The organism is Variovorax robiniae, assembly GCF_037889955.1.
Taxonomy (GTDB): domain Bacteria; phylum Pseudomonadota; class Gammaproteobacteria; order Burkholderiales; family Burkholderiaceae_C; genus Variovorax; species Variovorax robiniae.
In genome coordinates this window covers 1-19601 of sequence record NZ_JBBKZS010000032.1, presented here as the reverse complement: position 1 = coordinate 19601, position 19601 = coordinate 1, and the positions used below count along the sequence as shown (strand labels likewise).

Below are 19601 nucleotides of genomic sequence, written 5' to 3'. Positions count from 1 at the left end.
GAGCACGTCATGGAAGTTTCCCGCAAGCGTTCGTGGTCACTGTCAAGCACACCCGAAGGGCCGCTGGCTGAGTGCATTGATGCCTTTACCTCGCGCCTGATCGACCAGGGATACGCCGCCTCCTCCGCGCACCTGGAGACGCGCCTTGTCGCGGACTTCAGCCGGTGGTTGATGGTGGAGGGGGTGGCACTGGCAGAGATCACTCACGACCATATCGATCGGTTCCTCCGCCATCGGGCGCGTCACAAGCGTCCGCGGCGAGGCGACCCGGTTGCCCTGGTCAGGTTGTTGACGCTCTTGCGCGAACGAGGTGACGTCGCCATCCCAGCGCCGACCGCGCGGGTCGACGTCCCGCCAGCTGAGCAACTCGCAGGCGATTTCGCCGCTTACCTACGAGAGGAGCGTGCGCTTGCTCCGTCGACGGTCAGGACTTACTTGCCATTCGTCGCACTGTTGCTCGCAGAACGATTCGATCGAGGGTCGGTGAACCTCGGTGACCTGCGAGCCGCCGATATCACCGGGTTTGTCCAGCATCACGCGGCGCATCTGCAAACAAGGCGGTGCAAGACCATGACGACCGCGTTACGCTCGTTTCTGCAATACGCGCGTTACCGCGGCGATGTAACCGCCGACCTGACAGCCGCGATTCCGGCCGTTGCGAGTTGGTCAAGGACATCGATCCCTCGTGCGATCGCACCCGCTCACGTGCAGCAGGTGCTTGCCTCTTGCGATCTCCGTAGCGTTACGGGTCGCCGCGACCGAGCGATCCTGTTGCTGCTCGCTCGGCTGGGCCTGCGCGCATGCGAGATCTGCGCGCTTACGCTGGAGGATATCGATTGGCAAGCCGGCAATCTGCGGGTGCATGGCAAGGGAGGGCGCGAGTGTCAGCTGCCTCTGCCAGCCGATGCCGGCGAAGCCATCGCGAATTACCTGCAACATGGCCGCCCCACAACCGTCAGTCGATCCCTCTTCTTGAGGGTGCACGCGCCGATTCAAGGATTGAAGCCTCCGCAGTCAATCGATTGCATCGTCAGGACGGCACTTGAGCGAGCTGGCATCGATTCACCACGCAAGGGAGCCCACCAGTTTCGGCATGCCCTTGCCACCCAGATGCTCAGTCAGGGTGCTTCATTGTCGGAGATCGGCGAGCTCCTGCGCCATCGCAGTCCACAAACCACCACGATCTACGCCAAGGTTGATCTGCTCGCCTTGCGAGCGCTCGCTCGCCCTTGGCCGGGAGCAGCGCGATGAGCACCCTGCGCGAGGCCATGCGAAGCTACCTTGACATGCGGCAGGCCCTGGGCTTCAGGATGTACGAAGCCCGACTGAAGCTGCCCCAGTTCGTCGACTTCATGGAGCAGCGAGACGCATCCCACATCACCGTGGCCTTGGCGCTCGAGTGGGCCAAGCAGCGCATCTCAGTGAGACGTGCTGAATGGGCTAGGCGTCTGCGCTTCGTGCGGGGGTTTGCGCGCTATCGAAGTGCCACAGACCCGCTCACAGAGATTCCCTCATTCGGACTCTTGCCCTATCGCCCCGGCCGCGCCAAGCCCTACCTCTATACGGAAGCCGAGGTCGAAGGTTTGCTCACCGCCGCACTCAGGCTTTCCCCGACGGCGGGGCTGCGTCCGTGGACCTACTACTGCCTGATCGGGCTGCTGGCCGTTTCGGGCATGCGCATCGGTGAAGCCATCGGTCTGCAAGTCACCGACGTTGACCTTGACCAAGGCGTCTTGACGATCCGAAGCGCCAAGTTTGGGAGGTGGCGCCTATTGCCTCTTCATGCCTCGACTATTGCGGTGCTTGCCGATTACATGGGGCGGCGGGCGCGATTTCTCGCTGGGCGTTCGGCGCCTCATCTGTTCGTTTCGAGCCGAGGTACTCGGCTTGACGTATCCGACGTGCATCGAACCTTCTATGCATTGTCGCGGCAGACGGGCCTCCGAGAGCCCGGCGCATCTCATGGACCGCGGTTGCATGATTTTCGCCATCGATTCGCCGCGCTCACCCTGCTGCATTGGTACGAGTGCGGCGAGGACACCGAGCGACGATTGCCCGTGCTTTCCACGTACCTGGGGCACGTGCACGTCGCCGATACGTACTGGTATCTCGCCGCGTGGCCTGCTCTCATGACACAGGCGATGCAGCGCCTGGAGCACCGTTGGGAGGATCAGTCATGACGAACAACCCCAACTTCGCCCCTCTCCTGCAACGCTTCTTCACGCAGCGCCTTATGCAGCAGCGCGAAGCGAGTCAACACACGATTCGCTCGTATCGTGACACCTTCCGCCTCCTGCTTCAGTTCATACGGCAGCGCCTCCACAAGCATCCCTCCCAGTTGGCACTTCAAGATGTCGACGCACCGCTTGTCGCGGCGTTCCTTGACGATCTGCAGAAGCGACGTGGCGTGACCGAACGCACTCGCAATCTGCGGCTCACCGCAATTCGCTCGTTCTTCCACTATGCCGCCTACGAAGAGCCGGCGTGCTCCGCCCAGATCCAGCGCGTTCTGGCCATTCCCTCCAAGCGCTTCACGCGTGCGCTGGTTCACTACCTGACCAGGCCGGAGGTAGATGCCTTGCTGGCCGCGCCCGACCTGCATTCGTGGTCCGGCCGCCGCGATCATGCGTTGATCCTGGTCGCCGTCCAGACCGGATTGCGTTTGTCCGAGGTGACGGGGCTCGAGCGGCACGACGTTGTGCTTGGGACGGGGTCGCACGTCCGGGTCGTCGGCAAGGGCCGCAAGGAACGCTGCACTCCTTTGACCAAGAAAACACGCGCAGTCCTGAGGCCTTGGTTGCAAGAATTGCCCGGGGCCGACAGGCAGCCCGTCTTTCCCAATGCCAGAGGGGGACGTCTGAGTTCGCACGGAGTGCAATACATCTTGAACAAGCACGCTGTCGCCGCAAGCAAGCAGTGCTCCTCGCTGCTTCATAAGCGAGTGACCCCGCACGTTCTGCGGCACACGACCGCAATGGACCTGCTTCAGGAGGGCGTCGGGCAATCGGTCATCGCGTTGTGGCTCGGACACGAATCAATCGAGACCACGCAGATGTACCTGGACGCAAACCTCAAGCTGAAGGAAGAGATCCTCGCGAAGATCACGCCGCACGGCGGCAGGGTGGGGCGATACAAGCCTGACGACAAACTGCTGGCATTCCTCGAAAATCTCTAGCGCAGGCAGGGCAGGACTATGTCCCGTAGATCTTGAGGAGTTCCTCGTGCGGTGGCGTCGTCCGACGAAAGCTCTCGATAGTCGGGTGCGGGATACAGTGCCGCCTATGTACAGATGTACATAGGCGCCACTCGCATGGGGCCCATGCGCTCAACGGAAGGGAAGGGCACGCGCCCGTGCCGTTGCAGATCGTTCAGAACAATCTCGGGCACGTGTCGCTCGCCACAACCTCCCTTTACATCACCTCGGAACGCGATGAAAAATTGAAGGCGATGCGCGCGTTCTGGAAATAGAGCTGCTGCCACGTGGCGCTGCACCCGCGACCTCGCAGGCTCGATGTCTGTGTCCACTGCCGGCGATGTTGACCTGACAATTGTGAATTGCGTGGGACCCTGGATGCAGCGGCAGTCAGCCGAAGCGATGATCTGGAGAATCATGAAGTCCAAGAAGAAACACCGCTCGCCCGATCTCCCAGAAGCCACGGAGAAGGAGAGACTGCGCCAGCGCTTGCCCTTGACGGCAAGACGTCTGAAGGAAGGCCAGGCTGACCGGATCGACACCGGTGATATCGATGCGTATGTCCAACTGGACTGGCTCGAATGGCACGGGGGCGGTCTGCGGTTGACAGACACGGGGCGCAATGTGTGCGCACATGAGGCACTGAACTTGCCGCAGCATGATGAATAGCCGGAGCCGGCGATTCCAGTGGGCGTGGCCACTCCAACGCTGGACGACGTGAGCACCCGCACTCCGTACCTGCAAGTTGCCGACAGCGGCGTTCATGGGCTGGGCGTCTTCGTGACGCACGATCTCCCGACGGCCACGCTTCTGGGTACGTATCAGGGTCGACGTTTCTCGGAAGCGCAATTGATGCGGCGCCACTGGGATGACGGCCTGACGTACCTGTTTTCCTTGTCGAACGGCGACACGATCGACGGAAGCCAAGGGGGCAACGCGACGCGGCACATCAATCATTCGTGCGAGCCCAATTGCGAGGCTGCGGAGGAGGTCGACGCAAGGGGACGGCTGGTCCTGAGGATCTACGCGCTGAGGCCTCTGCTCGCAGGCGAGGAACTGTTTCTGGACTACGGCCTCATTGTTGACGAGTCCTTCACCGCATCCGACTATCAATGCTTTTGTCGTGCACCCTCGTGCCGTGGAAGCATGGTGGCGCCACCCACGTATTCGAGTGACTAACGACGACCGGCACGCTCGCGCTCGCGGCGAGACCGGCAAGCACGTTCGGCAGTGGCGGCCCAAGGATTGCGCTCAACGATCGCGTGGCAATCGGCGCCGCCGCAATGCCGGTTCCCATGACGCAGGCGCCGCACCTCAGCGGAGTTCGGCTCGATGTCGCTGCCCAATCGTGTCGAAGAGCGGTGCGGACCGTTGCACCCGGCGCACGGCGTCGCGAGCAACCAGGTAGGCCAACATTTGGCCGTCGGACATGCCGGCAGACACACTGCGCCGCCTCGTCGCCTCGCGGGCAACGTGACCACTTCCCTCAGAGGGAGTGACAGGGTACGAATTCATGATCAAGCTCCTTTCTTTGGTGGGTTGAGTGGTTGCCTTCCGCAGGCGATCGAAATGTAGTTTCGCTGCGCGCAATTTTCAAGGGGTCTCGAAGAGCCGATGCAAGGGCGCCGCCGTCGGCTGCTGCACCATGGCCGGTTCCCCAGCGCGTCGGCATTGGGTTGGCTTCGCTTGGCCGCTCCAGATTTCGCTGGCGTCGCCTTTTCTGCAAAATGCCCTTCGCAGTCAATGCGGCTTCGGAATCGAAAAGGACCGGATCATGAGCGACGGAAACGGAAAGCAGCTACCGCAACCCGGCGACCTGGCAGATGCGCTGAATTCGAACAAGGAGGCCACCGAAGAGGTGAAGCAGGTCGCTGACCACCTTGCGGTCGTGCATGCGGTGCTGGAACAAGCGGTGCCCGCTGGCTTGGCGGACGACGTCGGATTGGCCACCGAGCAAACCGAGCAGCTTGGAAAGCAACTGGAAGAGGCTTCCGACAAGCTCGATAAAGTGAATGAGCAACTGGCGAAGGAGGTCAGCGCTCGAAAGTCGACCGCCGATGGCGCGTAGAAAGCTGACATGCGATGACCCAACTGACCCACAGGTTCGACGCAGATTGGCGGTGAGTATCCGGCTCCCATACCTGCACCGACGACGAGCATGCCGCTTCTTATCTTTCTCGTCGAAGACAACGCCACCATCCGGGACAACCTGTTGCCGGCGTTGGCCGAACTCGCCGGTGCTGAAGTGCTCGCCCATGCGGAGACCGAAGTGGCCGCGACGGAATGGCTCGATTCACACGTCGGCGCGCTGGATCTGGTGATCATCGACCTGCTGCTGAAGAACGGCTCCGGTTTCGGCGTGCTCAGGCACTTCAAAGCCAGGCGCCCGGATACGGCGCTGGTGATCTTGTCAAATTACGCAACGCCCATCATGCGCGAGCGCGCCGCAGCCTTGGGCGCAACGGCGGTCTTTGACAAGTCGACCGAACTCGAAGCGTTCTTCGAGTTTTGCGCTGGGTTGAACCGCCGTTGAAGTCGTCGCCGAGCGACGAATGGAGCGCCTCGCGCAGCCCGGCACACGTCGTGTCAGGCCCGTGTGCCACGCCTCCGCGTGTGTCTTCTGAATCCCGCCTGGAACCTCTTGAAAAGCGTCCAGTCCGCCTCTAGCTTGCAAGTCGGAAGCGCTGGAAGGACGCCTCCGGCGCTCTGTTCAACCTGAATGGAGGTACTCGCTATGTATCGATCTCTTTTTCCGCGCGACATCTTTGCCGAGGTGGATCGCCTGCAGCGCGAGATGCAGCAGGCCATGGACCTCTCGCCCAGCATCCGCGGGTTCGGGCGCGGCGGCTTTCCTGCATTGAACGTGGGGGGCACCGAGCAGGCGGTGCAGATCTACGCCTTCGCACCGGGCGTGGACCCCCAGAGCCTAGAAATCGATCTCGATCGCGGCGTGTTGACGATCGCGGGTCAGCGTACCGCCAGCGTCGACGACGGGCGCACTGGTGCTGATGGCAAGCAGGCCACGGTGCACATCAACGAACGATTTTCTGGGGAGTTCCGACGCGTCCTGTCTTTGCCGGAAGACGCGGATCCGGAAGCCATCGATGCGACCTGCCGCGACGGTGTCGTGCGCATCACGGTACAAAGGCGTGCCTCGTCCCGGCCGCGCCGTATCGCCGTTCAATGACAAAAGGAGATCGAAATGAACCAACTTCGTGAACAAGCCGGCCGCCCGCGGTCCTCTGAGGAACGGCCACAGGATGCATCACGCTACGGCGATGCGGCGCTGATGCCGCCGGTGGATGTCGTTGAGGACGCCAACGGCATCACGCTGTACGCGGACCTGCCCGGCGTTTCCCGGGAGAACCTGCACGTGCAGGTGGAAGCCGCGACCCTCACGATCGACGCGGAGGTCGATCTGGGATTGCCGGAGGGTCTGCAGGCGAGTCATACCGAGGTCGGGCTGGGGCGCTTTCATCGAACCTTCACGCTCAGCCAGGAACTGGATCCGGACAGGATCGCGGCGGACCTCTCCAATGGCGTCCTGAAACTGAGTATTCCGAAGGCCGAGCATGCGAAGCCGCGTCGCATCGAAGTGACTGCAGCCTGATCGCGGCTGAGAAGGGCAGGGCGGCGCCAGCCGCCCTGCATCACCCTACAGCCCGAGGCATCTTGATTTCTTTCAGGAGGAGCATTGATCATGGCCATGGATCTGCTGAGGCATATTGCAGCCTCCCCCTTGCCGGCTTCGTTCAGGTCGCCAGACGACATCGACAAGCTGAGGGTCCTGCATGCAGCCGGCCTGGTTCGCGCGGTATTCAGTGCAGAACCCGCGTCATCCCGGCCGACGGAGGCCCCATGTGCGGCTCTGGTCACTGCCATCACCGCCAGGGGACTGGAGGAACTCCGCACGACGGGCGAACCCGATGCGCAATTGCGTGGACCCGGATCGACACTGGACGTGGTCACACGGCTGCGTGGCCTGGTAGAACGCTCCCGCCGGACGTCGAAGTGAGTACGAAGCCCTTCTTGATGTCCGCGGTTCCAGTTGCTTTCTTCAGGAAGGCAAGGCATCTCGGCGGGTAGCGGCGCGGCGTCATTCTCGACCGAGACGGCAACACGCAGTCCCTACGCCGTGAGCACCAAGGCGCAACCTGCCGGACTCCCAATGGCCACCCCGCTAAGTCGAACGACTGCTTCCTTGGCCGCCCAACTGGAGGTCAGGGCCCTCAGCCGTCTTGCGGCTCAGGTCGATTACCGACTGCAATGCGTTCAGGACCTGTCACACGCAGCTGGAAGGAGGCTGAACGGCGCAACTTCGGCCCCCGCAAGGGGTATCTACTTTGCTGTCATCGACCGCAGTGCCTCAAGAAGTTTGATCGCGGGACCAGGCAGCATGCCTGCCCTACGCCTGAAGGCGGTCAGCGTTCTGCGGTCGGATGACCCCGGTATTTCAAGAGCGTCGATCAGTCCAGCTTTCCGCTCGGCGTCATACATCGGCTCGGGCATCCAGCCAAGAAAGCCTGAACGGCCGATCAAGCTTTTGAGTGCGGTGACGGAGCGCGTCTCGACAACAACGTTTGGCAGCGCCAGGTTCTGCCGTGCAAAGACCTGCTTCATGTGCTCGAAGGGTCCGGTTCCTTTTGGAAGGATGGCCCACCGTTCCGACAGCGTGTCCGCAAGCTTGAGCTTCGGCTTCTTTCTCAATGGATGGCGGCGACCCGCGACGACGTAACTGGTGTCTTCCCACCGGCAATCCTTGACCGCCACGATCTCATCGGTGTCCTCGATGTCGACACCGAGCGCAAGGTCGATCTCGTGTGACACAAGCGCATTCGCAAGGCGGTCCCACACGCCTTCAATGATCTGGACTTGCAGGTTCGGCCATTTTTCGCAGGTAGCGCCGATCGCCAACGGAAGGACCAGGCACGCGATGCTGCCCACGGCACCGACACGGATGGTGCCCTTTGCCAGGCCAAGCATTGCCTTGATGTCCTCGTTAGCGTGCTCCGATTCGCGCTGCAACAGAACCGCGTGCGGATGCAGCGCGCGTCCCACGTCCGTGAGTTGCATTCCTTTCGAGTGACGCTCGAACAAAGGCGCGCCAGCCTGCTCCTCCAACCTGCGAATCGTGCGGCTCAGGGCAGGTTGAGTCACGTTCAACGCATCCGCTGCTCTGCCAAGACTCCCCGACGCGACGATGGCATTGAAGGCGATGAGATGTTGGAGATCGAAAGTCATACGCAACAGTAATGACTTCTTCTGGAAAAAGCAATTTTCAGAAAGTCCATGAAATTCCACACTTCAGGCATCGAGACAAGCGCTGCGACCTTCCACAGCGCACAGCCAGAAAGTGAGAGCACCAAATGACCGGACCCGTACCGCTCGCCGTCGTTGAAACGGCCCAGCATCCCACCACCACCAGCAGCACCACCATCACCGTTCGCGACGCAGTGTTCGATCTCATGCGCCGCTTCGGCATGACTTCCGTGTTCGCGAATCCGGGGTCGACCGAACTGCCGATGTTCCGGGACTTTCCCAGCGACTTTCGCTATGTGCTTGGATTGCAGGAAGCCAGCGTGGTCGGCATGGCCGATGGCTACGCTCAGGCAACCCGCAACGCTTCCTTCGTGAACCTGCATTCGGCCGCGGGTGTCGGCAATGCGATGGGCAACATCTTCACGGCCCACAAGAATCGCACGCCGATGGTCATCACCGCCGGTCAGCAGGCGCGCTCGATCCTCCCATTCAATCCCTACCTGTCCTCTGCGCAGGCGACCGAACTGCCGAAGCCCTATGTGAAATGGAGCATTGAGCCAGCACGCGCCGAAGACGTCCCGCTGGCGATTGCCCGGGCGTACTACATCGCGATGTTGCCGCCGTGCGGCCCCGTGCTTGTGTCGGTGCCCGTGGACGACTGGGACCGGGCAGCCGAACTGGTGCCAACGAGAGTTGTCAGCACCGAATTGCGCCCTCAGCCTGCCGTCCTTGCGCAGATCGCTGATGCATTGAACGCAAGCGATCGACCTGCAATCGTCGTGGGTGCCGCGATCGACCGCGACAACGCGTGGAACGAGGTCGTTGCATTGGCCGAAGCGCACAACGCCCGCGTGTGGGTCGCACCGATGTCGGGCCGTTGCAGTTTCCCGGAGGACCACCGGCTGTTTGCCGGGTTCCTGCCCGCAATGCGCGAACGGATCGTCCAACAGTTGGGCGGCCATGACCTGATCCTTGCCGTTGGTGCGCCGGCGTTCGCGTACCACATCGAGGGTGCGGGTCCGCATATTCCCGCTGGCGCCACTTTGTGCCAACTGACCGAGGACCCCGACACCGCAGCCTGGGCGCCGGTCGGCATATCGGCTGTCGGAAGCATCCGTCTGGGTGTTCTTGATTTGCTGGCACGTCCACCGCAAAAAGTCCGCCCCCTCCCACCCGCTAAAGGCACTGTACCAAGGGCAGAGCCATCGCCGCTGATGTCCGTTGCGTATGTGCTGCAGACCCTTGCGGAAGCAAAGGAACCCGACGACATCGTGGTCGAGGAAGCACCGAGCGCCCGTGCGGTGATGCAGTCCTACCTGCCCATCACGCGCAGTGAAGCCTTCTACACGATGGACAGCGGCGGCCTCGGCTATGGAATGCCTGCCGCTGTCGGCGTCGCACTTGGCAAGCCGCAAAGCCGCGTCATCTGCCTGATGGGTGATGGGTCCAGCATGTACTCCATCCAGGCGCTGTGGAGTGCCGCCCAGAACAAACTGCCGATCACATTCGTGATCCTGAACAACCGGCGATACGCGGCCCTGCAAGAGTTCGCACCCGTGTTCGGTTTCTCTCCCACCGATGTTGTCCAGGGGACCGAGTTGCCCGACATCGACTTCCAGTCGCTGGCGAAGGGGATGGGGTGCACCGCCGCCCGTGTCACTGGCCCCACCGAACTGCGCGAGGTGCTCGATCGCGCCCTGGCCAGCAACGCTCCCAACGTCGTGGAGGTTCGGGTCGCCTGAGTGACCTGCCTCTCGATTGCACATCCATTCGATTCCCGAATTCAAACCACTGTCCGGAGACAAATCCATGAAGATTTCGATGTTGATCAATGGCGAGCCAACCGAAGCTCGCAACGGCGCCACGTTCGAGCGGCGGAACCCGCTCGACGGCAGTGTCGCCACTGTCGCACCCGCGGCCACTGCGGAGGACGCCGTCGCTGCCGTGGAGGCCGCCGCCACGGCCTTCAAGACCTGGTCGCGTACCGGCCCCAGCGAACGCCGTGCGCTGCTGATGAAGGCCTCGCAGGCCCTCGAAGCCAAGGCTGAAGCATTTGCAGCAGCCGTTGCTTCCGAGACGGGCGCTTCGGCGATCTGGGCGGGCTTCAACGTTCACCTTGCTGCTGGCATGTTGCTCGAGGCCGCATCGTTGACGACTCAGATCAGTGGCGAAATCATCCCCTCGGACGTTCCTGGCAGTCTCGCGATGGGTGTGCGCCAGCCCGCGGGTGTCGTCTTGGGCATCGCCCCCTGGAATGCGCCTGTGATCCTCGCAGTGCGTGCCATTGCAACACCTCTGGCTTGCGGGAACACCGTGGTGCTGAAAGGCAGTGAGATCTGTCCGGCCACCCACGGCCTCATCATTGAAGCGCTGCAGGAAGCCGGCCTGCCCAAGGGCGTGGTGAATTTCGTCACCAATGCGCCGGCAGACGCGGCTGCCGTGGTCGAAGCGATGATTGCGCATCCAGCCGTGCGGCGCGTCAATTTCACAGGATCGACCCACGTCGGCAAGCTCATTGCCGCGACCTGTGCCAAGTACCTGAAGCCGGCGGTGCTGGAGCTCGGCGGCAAGGCCCCGTTGGTCATCTTGGATGACGCTGATGTCGACGCCGCCGTCAATGCGGCCGTGTTCGGTGCATTCGCGAACTCGGGCCAGATCTGCATGTCGACTGAGCGCATCGTCGTCGACGAGAGCATTGCTGACGAATTCGTCAAGAAGCTCGGCGCGCGCGCCTCCAGTCTGCCGCTCGGGGACCCACGCCTGGGTCCGGTGGTTCTCGGCTCGGTGGTGGACATGAGCACGGCGAAACGCTGCAACGATCTGATCGACGATGCGATCGCCAAGGGCGCGAAGCTCGTGACAGGTGGGAAGGCGAACGACACGCTGATGCCCGCGACTTTGCTCGACCACGTCACCTCCGACATGCGCATCTTCCGCGAAGAGGCGTTCGGACCGGTAAAAGGCATCGTACGTGTCAACGGCGTCGAGGAGGCGGTGGCTTGCGCCAACGACAACGAGTACGGCCTGGCAGCGGCCGTCTTCGGCCGCGACGTTGCGCGGGCGATCCAGGTGGCGGGACGCATCGAATCCGGGATCTGCCATGTGAACGGCCCGACGGTGCATGACGAAGCACAGATGCCGTTCGGCGGCGTCAAGGGAAGTGGCATCGGGCATTTCGGCGGCAAGGCCGGCGTCGAGGCATTCACCGACCTGCGTTGGATGACGGTGCAGACCACGGCGCGTCACTATCCCTTCTGAAAGGCACCATCATGAAAACACAAGTCGCCATCATCGGTGCCGGCCCGGCGGGGCTCATGCTGTCCCACATACTGCACTTGCAAGGGATCGAGTCGATTGTGCTCGAGACCCGCAGTCGCGAAGCCATCGAAGCCACGATCCGCGCGGGCGTGCTCGAACAGGGAACCGTCGACCTCATGAAGGAAATCGGCGTCGGCGCCCGCATGGAGCGCGAAGGCTTTCGCCACGAAGGAACGATCCTGCGCTTCGATGGCATCGACCGCCGCATCGATTTTCCCGAACTGACCGGCGGCAAGGCCGTGATGGTCTACGCGCAGCACGAGGTCATAAAGGATCTGGTCGAGGCGCGATTGGCCAGCGGCGGCGACATCCGCTTCGAAGTGACCGATGTCAGCGTCCATGACCTGGATACGACGTCGCCCAGTGTGCGCTTTCGCCAGCAGGGCGGGGAGTTGCAGACGATAGAAGCGGACTTCATCGCCGGCTGCGATGGCACGCAGGGCGTCAGCCGCCCCGCAATTCCAAAGGGCGTGCTGAAGGGCTTCGAGCGCCTCTATCCTTTCGGATGGCTCGGTATTCTCTGCAAGGCGCCGCCGTCGTCCGATGAGTTGATCTACGCCTTGAGCGATCGTGGCTTCGCGCTCGTGAGCACGCGCTCGCCCGATGTGCAGCGCCTGTACCTTCAATGCGAGCCAACCGACAAGATCGAGAACTGGTCCGACGACCGCATCTGGAGCGAGTTCCGCGCTCGCTTGGCCACCCGCGACGGTTGGGCGCCGAAGGAAGGCCAGATCTTTAGCAAGACGGTCGTCGGCATGCGCAGCTTCGTGACGGAACCGATGCAGTACGGGCGGCTGTTCCTGGCTGGCGATGCGGCGCACGTGGTGCCACCAACCGGGGCCAAGGGGCTGAATCTGGCCGTGGCCGACGTGCGTGTGCTCGCGCGCGCCATCAGCCAGTTCTACAAGGCGGGGCAAGAGGATCTGCTCGAACGTTACAGCGAAACCGCGTTGCGGCGGATCTGGAAGGCGCAGCGCTTTTCATGGTGGATGACATCGATGCTGCATCGATTCCCCGGTGCCGATGAATTCCAGCACAAAGTGCAGGTCGCCGAGCTCGACTACGTCACGGGGTCGCGCGCTGCATCTACGGCACTGGCAGAGAACTACGTGGGACTTCCTTTCGACGCTCTCGAAGATTGAGGCCATGCAGAACCGCCCGTGCAGAGGCGGACTGCGTCCAAAGTCATGCTTGAAGGGCATGACTTTCTCTCAAAGAAGCAATTTTCCGGTGGTGCCCAATCTTTGACACTGCATCACCGAAGCGCGAGGCGACGCCGAAGCGCTCAAACAGGAGACAAGACATGTTCAATCAAATCCCGTCGGCGGTTGCCGCGCAATCCTTGCGCTCGCACCGCCCCCTTCAGCGCTCGCTGCAAGCTATCCGTGACTCGGGAGCATGCAAATGAGCGCCCAAGCAATCCCATTCAGAGGCAATGCCGACATCGGACGTTTGCTCGACGATGGTGCCTACACGACCATGCAAAAGGTTGTGGTCTTTCTTGCGGCCATGTCCATCGTGATGGACGGCTTCGATGGCCAACTCATCGGCTTCGCGATTCCACTCATGATCAAGGAATGGGGCATCACCCGCAGTGCCTTCGCACCCGCAGTGGCAGCGGGCCTGATCGGCATGGGGATTGGCAGCGCTTGCGCGGGGCTCTTCGCTGACCGCTTCGGCCGCCGGATGGCAGTCATTGCCAGCGTATTTGTGTTTGGCTCAGCCACATGCGCGATCGGCCTTGCACCCGATGTCCTCACCGTTGCCGCACTCCGGTTTATTGCTGGCCTCGGCATTGGAGGTGCGCTGCCGAGTTCGACGACAGTGACAGCGGAGTTCACCCCGGCGCGACGCAGGACCCTAGCGGTCACGGCAACCATTGTCTGCGTACCGCTCGGCGGCATGCTCGCCGGGTTCTTCGCCGCGGAAATTCTCCCCGCCTTCGGCTGGCGCGGTCTGTTCTTCATCGGTGGAACCTTCCCGATTGCGCTGGCCGTCATCCTTCTGTTCACGCTGCCTGAGTCACCCCGATTCCTCGCCCGGCATCCTGAGCGCTGGGGCGAGTTGGGCAAGCTGCTGGGCCGCATGAATCGCCCGATGGCCGCCGACGTGACCTACAGCGACGCCGCAGAACAGATCGTCGAGAAACGGGCCGGCTTCGGTGCGCTCTTCTCGGGGGGCCTGGCGCGTGACACGCTGGCGACTTGGGCGGCGTTCTTCATGTGTCTCACCGCCGTTTACAGCGCCTTCAGCTGGCTGCCGACAATGCTCGCGTCCGAAGGCCTTTCGATGGCGGTCGCTGGCTCAGGCCTGACTGCCTACAACCTCGGCGGCGTGGTTGGCGCCTTGGTCTGCGCCGTTGCGATCACGCGCTTTGGTTCAAGGTGGCCGTTGGTTCTGTGCTGTGCGGGCGCGGCCGCCAGTGCGTTCGCTTTGCAGAGCTTGAACGTGGGACGTGACACGAACCTGCTGATCTTCGGCTTCGGCGTGCATGGCATGTTCGTGAATGCGGTGCAGTCCACCATGTACGCGCTGTGCGCCTTCATGTACCCGACGAGCGTCAGGGCGACCGGGACTGCTTCCGCGCTTGCCTTCGGGCGGCTGGGCGCCATCCTCAGTGCCTTTGCTGGCGCCGCGGTGATCACGGCGGGCGGGGCGACGGCTTATCTCACGCTGCTTGGTTCGGCAATGGTCTTCGCCATGGTGGCCCTCCTGATCGTCAGGCGCCACATCCCCAAGCGCGCGGTGCTGATGCGCCCGAGCCAAGCGGCAACAGCCGCGGGCTGACCGTCAGTCCTGTTTACGCCCATCTCAATCGTGCAACTCAGCAATCGAAACAGATCATGAAAATATCTATCGTCGGCGCAGGAGCCATGGGCTCCATGTTCGGGGGGCTGTTGGCCGAAAGTGGCAACGACGTCACGCTGATCGACGTCAACGATGCGCACATTGGCGCAATCCGCGCAGACGGCCTTCGCTTGGCCACTGATAGCGGCGATCGGCATATCAAGGCGCTCAAGGTCTGCCGGCCGGAGGAAGCCACAGACGTTCCAGAGCTGCTCGTCGTGTTCACCAAGACGCTGCACACGAGGGCCGCACTCTCGGGCGTGAAGCATCTGATGGGGCCTGATGTGCATTTGCTGAGCTTGCAGAACGGGCTGGGAAATGTCGAGACGATCTCCGAGTTCATCGATGCGAAGCGAATTCTCATCGGTGTGACCACATGGCCCGCCGACCTGGTTGGACGTGGCCACGTGCATTCCCACGGCAAGGGCGTGGTGCGGCTCATGGCCGCCGATGGGATCGCTCGACCGATCGTCTCTTCGGTCTCTGACACGCTCTCAAGTGCTGGACTGCAGTGCACGTCGGACGCCACGGTGTGGGCTGCGATCTGGGAGAAGGTTGCATTCAACGCTGCGCTCAACAGCATCTGCGCTGTTTCCGGATGCACCGTGGATCAGTTGGGTCTGACACCTGAAGGTCGAAGGCTTGCAGAGGATGTCGTCTCGGAGGTGCTTTCGGTCGCACAGCGCCTGGGCATCAACGTGGATTCTGACAAGTGCAAGACCAACGTCGCGGGCGCCATCGCGCAGCACAAGGGACACAAGCCATCGATGTTGCAGGACATCCTGGCGGGACGTCGCACCGAGATCGAAGCCATCAATGGCGCCGTGGTCGCAGCGGCCGCGCGCCTCGACATGAAGCTGACCACTACCGAAACGCTGTTGTCGCTCGTGCGCCTTGTTGAGGCTCGTTCATTCGCCTGATAAACGCGGTCGGTCCGATCGCTCAAACCACCAAAGACACATCATGAAACTCTCCAAGCTCCTCGCCATTGCCTGCACGTGCCTGTCGGTCGCTGTGACTGGCGCCAGCGCCGCCGATGCCTACCCGACCAAGCCCATCCGGTGGGTGGTTGCATATTCGGCCGGCGGCGGTTCCGACGCACTGGCACGCGCGGTCAGCGCTCAGCTTTCCACACAGCTCGGGCAATCGGTTCTGATCGACAACCGGCCGGGCGGCGCGACCGTGATCGGGGCCGACGCGGTGGCCAAGTCGGCGGGAGACGGCTACACCGTCCTCACGGCGGACAATGGCACGCTGATCTTCAACACGGCGCTCTTCAAGAAGCTGCCCTATGACCCGAACAAGGACTTTGCGCCGGTCGGTCTGATGGCCAAGTTTCCTCTCGTGCTGGCGGTCAATCCCGGCGCGGGGTACGGCAGCGCAAAGGAACTAATCGAAGCCATGAAAAAGCAACCCGGCAAGCTCAGCTATGCGACCCCGGGCGTCGGCAGTCCTCATCATCTTGCAATGGAGATGTTGAAGGAGCGAACCAAGGTCGACGTGGCGCACGTAGCGTACAAAGGCGCAGCTCCGGCCATTCAGGACGTGGTTGGCGGTCAACTTACCATCATGGTGGTCGACACGGCGGCAGGCATGCAGATGATGAAGGCCGGCAAGCTCAAACCGCTCGCCACGTTCTCAAAGGCCAGGTTGCCATCGATGCCCGATGTTCCAACCTTGATGGAGCTTGGTTATACCGACATCGAAGCGGCGGCTTGGCAAGGCCTGGTCGTGCCGTCCTCAACGCCGAAAGACGTTGTTGCCAAGCTGAGTACCGAACTGCAGAAGGCCATCGCTTCACCCGCAATCCAGACGCAGTTCGCCACCATGGGCCTCGAAGCCACACCGAGCGACGCCGCCGGGATGGCCAAGCACTGGACCGATGAGTCCAGGTATTGGCCCAAGCTCATTCGTGACAGGCAGATCACCCTTGACTAGATGTTCTCCGCGAGCTGCGCTGGCTGGTCGACGACCACGCCCGAATGCCCTTGGTAGAACGTCAAAGGCCGCAAATTGGACGCTGCTCTTCGGTCCATTGCAACGATCAAAACCATGCTCATCAACACAGAAGACTCCCGCGGCCGTGCGCGACAGAACCTTCCGCGCTTTGTCTTCGACTACATCGAAGGAGCCGCCGACGACGGCCATTGCCTTCGCCGCAACCTGAGCGATCTGGCGGCCGTTGAGCTCACGCCACGCGTCTTACGCGACACCACCGCCGTCGACACGTCGGTCGAGGTATTCGGCCGGAAATGGGCGCTTCCCTTCGGGATAGCGCCGACTGGCTTGAACGGCCTCGTCCGGCCCCGGGGCGACAGTCTTCTTGCCATCGCTGCGGCGCGCACCGGTATCCCCTTCGCGCTCTCCACCGCGTCGAACATGCGGCTGGAAGACGTGCGTTCTGCTTCGCCGGACGGCGTGCAATGGATGCAGCTCTACGTGATGCATCGGGACATGGCGGGGCAGATTGTCGAGCGCGCCGCGCGCGCGGGCTACCAAGCGCTGGTCCTGACAGTCGATGTCCCCGTTAGTGGCAACCGGGAGCCGGATTTGCGAAACGGCTTTCGCGTGCCCTTCAAGCCGTCCGTCAAGTTGGCATGGGATGTGATGACGCATCCGACCTGGTCACTGCGGATGCTACCGGGCGGAGCGCCGGATTTCGCCAACCTGACAGCGGCAGGGGGCGACGCGGGTTCGGCCAACGCGCAGGCCGCGCTTCTCGCCCGGGCGATGGATCGCTCACTCGTCTGGGAAACGCTCGCGTGGTTGCGCGGGCTGTGGAAGGGCCCGCTGTTGCTGAAAGGCGTCCTCCACCCCGACGATGCTCGACTGGCTCTCGACCATGGCGTCGACGGCCTGATCGTTTCCAATCACGGAGGACGTCAGAACGACGCTTCGCCCTCGGCAATTTCAGCGTTGCCGCGGGTGGTCACGGCAATCAACGGTCGCATCCCTGTGTTCATGGACGGCGGTATCCGGCGCGGCGGCGACATTGCCAAGGCCTTGGCGCTAGGTGCGACTGCAGCCTTCGTGGGTCGTCCAGCGCTCTATGGTTTGGCAACCGACGGAGCTGAAGGTGCCCAGGCAGTGATCAATCTGCTGGCAGCTGAACTGCTGCGAACCATGACCCTCCTCGGCGCGACTTCAGTTTCCGCGTTGCCCGGAGCGCTCGAGGGCGGAGGCGACCAATTCACCCAGGCGGTCATTCCGGCCGTACCACGCTGCCTGTGACACGATAGGCACGCGGAGACATCTCGAATCTTTGACGAAACGCACGGCTGAAGTGGCTCAAGTCATTGAAGCCATGGGCCATTGCGACCGCTGAAATGCCCAGCGATTGACGCGCCGGATCGCGCAAATCGCTTGCCGCACGTTCCAGGCGCCGGCGCCAGATGTAGCGCGCGAGAGAAGTGTTCTCGGCTTCGAACAACTTGTTGATGTACCGGGGCGACAGATTTAGCGCGGCACTGACCATGGCCGCATCCAGGTCGCAAGCGTCGAGGTTGCGCTCAAGGAAGTCCTTCACCCGGACAAGCGCCACTGCGCGGTATTCGGAGAGCGGCAAGGGGGAGTTGAGGGTCGCCTCGTCGAGCGCTGACGCGAGAAGCTCCGTGAAATTCCGCGCAACTTTCTCGGACGCAACAGCGTCGAGGGACGGCAGCTGCTGATTCAATCCAACGAGGTAGCCGAAAAGGATCGGGCACATCTGGCCCGCTTCCGTCAGGCTGCGCGCGGTGACGCGATGAACGCCCGCAGAACGGTGAGACAACGACGCGAGCGGCACCTTCACGGTGATCAGCTTGAATGCGTCGTCGAAACGCAAGTTATAGGGTCGCTGGGCGTCGCACATCGCACCGTCGCCCGGCTTCAACACCACCGAGCGGCCGTCCTGTTCGGCCAATGCCACGCCGGCGAGGATGAAGTTGAAGATCAGGGATTCGTCACCGGAGCGCGAGATCCCCACAGGCAGCCGGGCGACGCGATGAGGAGACGCCTCGATGCGCGCAACGCTGAGCGCGCTGAGCCGCGTCCCGCTGACGGACGCTTCAAACGGATTCTTGCCGTCGGGTCGGCATTCGAGGTCGACGAGAACCTTGCACACCACCTCCTGCCAGAACTCGAACTTGTCGACTTGGTTCAGACCGGCGGTGGAAGCGTCGATGACTCGTGGGGAGGGTTCCGCAGTAAGGGGTTGCATTGCGCACGACCAGCGCCTGGCTCGCACATGGATGGTGTGTGAGCCAAGCCAAAACGGATCAAAACCAGTAGCGGTGATGATTTTCGACCTTTCGACGCAAGGTTGATGCCAAACAAACCCTTGCTCGAGACGGTCGAGCGCCTGGCCAGGACCGCCTATGGCAACGAGCGCGAATGGATCAGCGAGGCCTGCCTGGTCGAGTGCGGCCTCGAGCCCGCGCAGCCCGGGGTGCGCATCTGGCTGGCGTACTTTTTTTCTGTCGCCGTCGTCAGGGTTGGAACGGGCGGTACAGGGCCGTTTCAGACAAGTTTCCAGGCTCATCCAACAAAGTTTTCTGGCCCTCAAAGGCCGACCATTGTTCTCAGGGCCTTGTGAAGGCCTCCACTTCAACGGAGAGCACTGTGACCACTGCAAACGACGTTCAAACAGCCACCGACGCGGGCCTCGTATCGAGCCGCCGGGGCATCCTGCGTGGCGCTGCCGCGCTGACGGCGGTCGCCGCCTTGGGTCAGGCCAGCCTGGCATGGGCGGCCGACAAGGACACGATCAAGATCGGCTACATCAGCCCCAAGACCGGGCCGTTCTCGCCCTTCGCGGAAGCGGACGACTTCATTCTTGATCAGGTGCGCAAGACCCTGGCCGATGGGCTTGTCATCGGCGGCAAGAAATTCAAGGCCCCGATCGACACTTCAAATTCCCCCGGTTGTCGACACCCAAATTCCTCCGGGCAGGACAGGGGTTGCATTATTGATCGATCACGCCTCGACCGCGATCGCCAGGCGTGCC

18 protein-coding genes and 1 pseudogene are annotated in these 19601 nt (G+C 62.4%); 17 read left to right on the top strand and 2 right to left on the bottom strand.

Annotated features, from left to right (window positions below):
• Positions 1 to 9 precede the first annotated feature (9 nt).
• The 9 genes from WKW79_RS33935 to WKW79_RS33895 all read left to right on the top strand — a co-directional run bounded on the left by WKW79_RS33935 (position 10) and on the right by WKW79_RS33895 (position 6803).
• Entirely contained in the window at positions 10 to 1251 is a 1242-nt protein-coding gene (locus tag WKW79_RS33935) for a tyrosine-type recombinase/integrase (protein WP_340339639.1), read from the top strand.
• The gene (locus WKW79_RS33930; RefSeq protein WP_340339638.1) at positions 1248 to 2180 is read left to right on the top strand and encodes a tyrosine-type recombinase/integrase; all 933 of its coding nucleotides are present in this window, start codon (positions 1248 to 1250) and stop codon (positions 2178 to 2180) included. Before WKW79_RS33935 ends, WKW79_RS33930 begins: the two co-directional genes overlap by 4 nt.
• Positions 2177 to 3175, top strand: a complete 999-nt coding sequence (locus WKW79_RS33925; RefSeq protein ID WP_340339637.1) for a site-specific integrase — start codon at positions 2177 to 2179, stop codon at positions 3173 to 3175. The genes WKW79_RS33930 and WKW79_RS33925 overlap by 4 nt, the downstream gene beginning before the upstream one ends.
• A gap of 435 nt (positions 3176 to 3610) precedes the next feature.
• A complete protein-coding gene (locus tag WKW79_RS33920; RefSeq protein ID WP_340339636.1) occupies positions 3611 to 3862 on the top strand; it encodes a hypothetical protein in 252 nt (83 codons plus the stop codon).
• 48 nt (positions 3863 to 3910) lie between these two features.
• A complete protein-coding gene (locus WKW79_RS33915; RefSeq protein WP_340339635.1) occupies positions 3911 to 4372 on the top strand; it encodes an SET domain-containing protein in 462 nt (153 codons plus the stop codon).
• Positions 4373 to 4967: 595 nt separating this feature from the next.
• Entirely contained in the window at positions 4968 to 5261 is a 294-nt protein-coding gene (locus WKW79_RS33910) for a hypothetical protein (protein ID WP_340339634.1), read from the top strand.
• 90 nt (positions 5262 to 5351) lie between these two features.
• Entirely contained in the window at positions 5352 to 5726 is a 375-nt protein-coding gene (locus WKW79_RS33905) for a response regulator (protein WP_340339633.1), read from the top strand.
• Between the two features lie 201 nt (positions 5727 to 5927).
• The gene (locus tag WKW79_RS33900) at positions 5928 to 6380 is read left to right on the top strand and encodes an Hsp20/alpha crystallin family protein (RefSeq protein WP_340339667.1); all 453 of its coding nucleotides are present in this window, start codon (positions 5928 to 5930) and stop codon (positions 6378 to 6380) included.
• A gap of 15 nt (positions 6381 to 6395) precedes the next feature.
• Positions 6396 to 6803 carry an Hsp20/alpha crystallin family protein gene (locus WKW79_RS33895; protein WP_340339632.1) on the top strand — a complete coding sequence of 136 codons (408 nt, stop codon included), beginning with the start codon at positions 6396 to 6398 and terminating at the stop codon, positions 6801 to 6803.
• 728 nt (positions 6804 to 7531) lie between these two features.
• Here WKW79_RS33895 and WKW79_RS33890 read toward each other — a convergent pair.
• Positions 7532 to 8434, bottom strand: a complete 903-nt coding sequence (locus WKW79_RS33890) for a LysR family transcriptional regulator (protein WP_340339631.1) — start codon at positions 8432 to 8434, stop codon at positions 7532 to 7534.
• A 125-nt stretch (positions 8435 to 8559) separates the two neighbouring features.
• Between WKW79_RS33890 and mdlC the strand changes: the two genes are divergently transcribed.
• The 7 genes from mdlC to WKW79_RS33855 all read left to right on the top strand — a co-directional run bounded on the left by mdlC (position 8560) and on the right by WKW79_RS33855 (position 17848).
• Positions 8560 to 10194, top strand: coding sequence for a benzoylformate decarboxylase (mdlC, locus tag WKW79_RS33885; protein WP_340339630.1), 1635 nt, complete (start codon positions 8560 to 8562; stop codon positions 10192 to 10194).
• A gap of 67 nt (positions 10195 to 10261) precedes the next feature.
• The gene (locus WKW79_RS33880) at positions 10262 to 11710 is read left to right on the top strand and encodes an aldehyde dehydrogenase (RefSeq protein WP_340339629.1); all 1449 of its coding nucleotides are present in this window, start codon (positions 10262 to 10264) and stop codon (positions 11708 to 11710) included.
• A gap of 11 nt (positions 11711 to 11721) precedes the next feature.
• Positions 11722 to 12912: a 4-hydroxybenzoate 3-monooxygenase gene (gene pobA, locus WKW79_RS33875; protein ID WP_340339666.1), complete on the top strand. Its 1191-nt coding sequence runs from the start codon at positions 11722 to 11724 to the stop codon at positions 12910 to 12912.
• 262 nt (positions 12913 to 13174) lie between these two features.
• Complete coding sequence (locus tag WKW79_RS33870) at positions 13175 to 14557, top strand: MFS transporter (protein ID WP_340339628.1); 1383 nt, start codon at positions 13175 to 13177, stop codon at positions 14555 to 14557.
• 56 nt (positions 14558 to 14613) lie between these two features.
• On the top strand, positions 14614 to 15537 hold the full coding sequence (locus WKW79_RS33865; protein WP_340339627.1) for a ketopantoate reductase family protein: 924 nt from the start codon (positions 14614 to 14616) through the stop codon (positions 15535 to 15537).
• A gap of 43 nt (positions 15538 to 15580) precedes the next feature.
• Positions 15581 to 16555, top strand: coding sequence for a Bug family tripartite tricarboxylate transporter substrate binding protein (locus WKW79_RS33860; RefSeq protein ID WP_340339626.1), 975 nt, complete (start codon positions 15581 to 15583; stop codon positions 16553 to 16555).
• Between the two features lie 114 nt (positions 16556 to 16669).
• Positions 16670 to 17848 carry an alpha-hydroxy acid oxidase gene (locus WKW79_RS33855; RefSeq protein WP_340339625.1) on the top strand — a complete coding sequence of 393 codons (1179 nt, stop codon included), beginning with the start codon at positions 16670 to 16672 and terminating at the stop codon, positions 17846 to 17848.
• On the opposite strand, the gene WKW79_RS33850 is transcribed toward WKW79_RS33855, so the two are convergent.
• The gene (locus WKW79_RS33850) at positions 17820 to 19136 is read right to left on the bottom strand and encodes an AraC-like ligand-binding domain-containing protein (protein WP_340339624.1); all 1317 of its coding nucleotides are present in this window, start codon (positions 19134 to 19136) and stop codon (positions 17820 to 17822) included. The genes WKW79_RS33855 and WKW79_RS33850 overlap by 29 nt on opposite strands.
• An 80-nt stretch (positions 19137 to 19216) precedes the next feature.
• Here WKW79_RS33850 and WKW79_RS33845 point away from each other — a divergent pair.
• Positions 19217 to 19601 (top strand): annotated as a pseudogene (locus tag WKW79_RS33845) (hypothetical protein); the annotation flags it as partial.

Coding starts and splice junctions, on each gene's coding strand:
- WKW79_RS33905 (WP_340339633.1), top strand. CDS start 5,352: ATGCCGCTTCTTATCTTTCTCGTCGAAGACAACGCCACCATCCGGGAC.
- WKW79_RS33920 (WP_340339636.1), top strand. CDS start 3,611: ATGAAGTCCAAGAAGAAACACCGCTCGCCCGATCTCCCAGAAGCCACG.
- WKW79_RS33870 (WP_340339628.1), top strand. CDS start 13,175: ATGAGCGCCCAAGCAATCCCATTCAGAGGCAATGCCGACATCGGACGT.
- WKW79_RS33900 (WP_340339667.1), top strand. CDS start 5,928: ATGTATCGATCTCTTTTTCCGCGCGACATCTTTGCCGAGGTGGATCGC.
- WKW79_RS33890 (WP_340339631.1), bottom strand. CDS start 8,434: ATGACTTTCGATCTCCAACATCTCATCGCCTTCAATGCCATCGTCGCG.
- WKW79_RS33865 (WP_340339627.1), top strand. CDS start 14,614: ATGAAAATATCTATCGTCGGCGCAGGAGCCATGGGCTCCATGTTCGGG.
- WKW79_RS33935 (WP_340339639.1), top strand. CDS start 10: ATGGAAGTTTCCCGCAAGCGTTCGTGGTCACTGTCAAGCACACCCGAA.
- WKW79_RS33930 (WP_340339638.1), top strand. CDS start 1,248: ATGAGCACCCTGCGCGAGGCCATGCGAAGCTACCTTGACATGCGGCAG.
- WKW79_RS33925 (WP_340339637.1), top strand. CDS start 2,177: ATGACGAACAACCCCAACTTCGCCCCTCTCCTGCAACGCTTCTTCACG.
- WKW79_RS33895 (WP_340339632.1), top strand. CDS start 6,396: ATGAACCAACTTCGTGAACAAGCCGGCCGCCCGCGGTCCTCTGAGGAA.
- WKW79_RS33860 (WP_340339626.1), top strand. CDS start 15,581: ATGAAACTCTCCAAGCTCCTCGCCATTGCCTGCACGTGCCTGTCGGTC.
- WKW79_RS33910 (WP_340339634.1), top strand. CDS start 4,968: ATGAGCGACGGAAACGGAAAGCAGCTACCGCAACCCGGCGACCTGGCA.
- WKW79_RS33855 (WP_340339625.1), top strand. CDS start 16,670: ATGCTCATCAACACAGAAGACTCCCGCGGCCGTGCGCGACAGAACCTT.
- WKW79_RS33880 (WP_340339629.1), top strand. CDS start 10,262: ATGAAGATTTCGATGTTGATCAATGGCGAGCCAACCGAAGCTCGCAAC.
- pobA (WP_340339666.1), top strand. CDS start 11,722: ATGAAAACACAAGTCGCCATCATCGGTGCCGGCCCGGCGGGGCTCATG.
- WKW79_RS33850 (WP_340339624.1), bottom strand. CDS start 19,136: ATGAGCCTGGAAACTTGTCTGAAACGGCCCTGTACCGCCCGTTCCAAC.
- mdlC (WP_340339630.1), top strand. CDS start 8,560: ATGACCGGACCCGTACCGCTCGCCGTCGTTGAAACGGCCCAGCATCCC.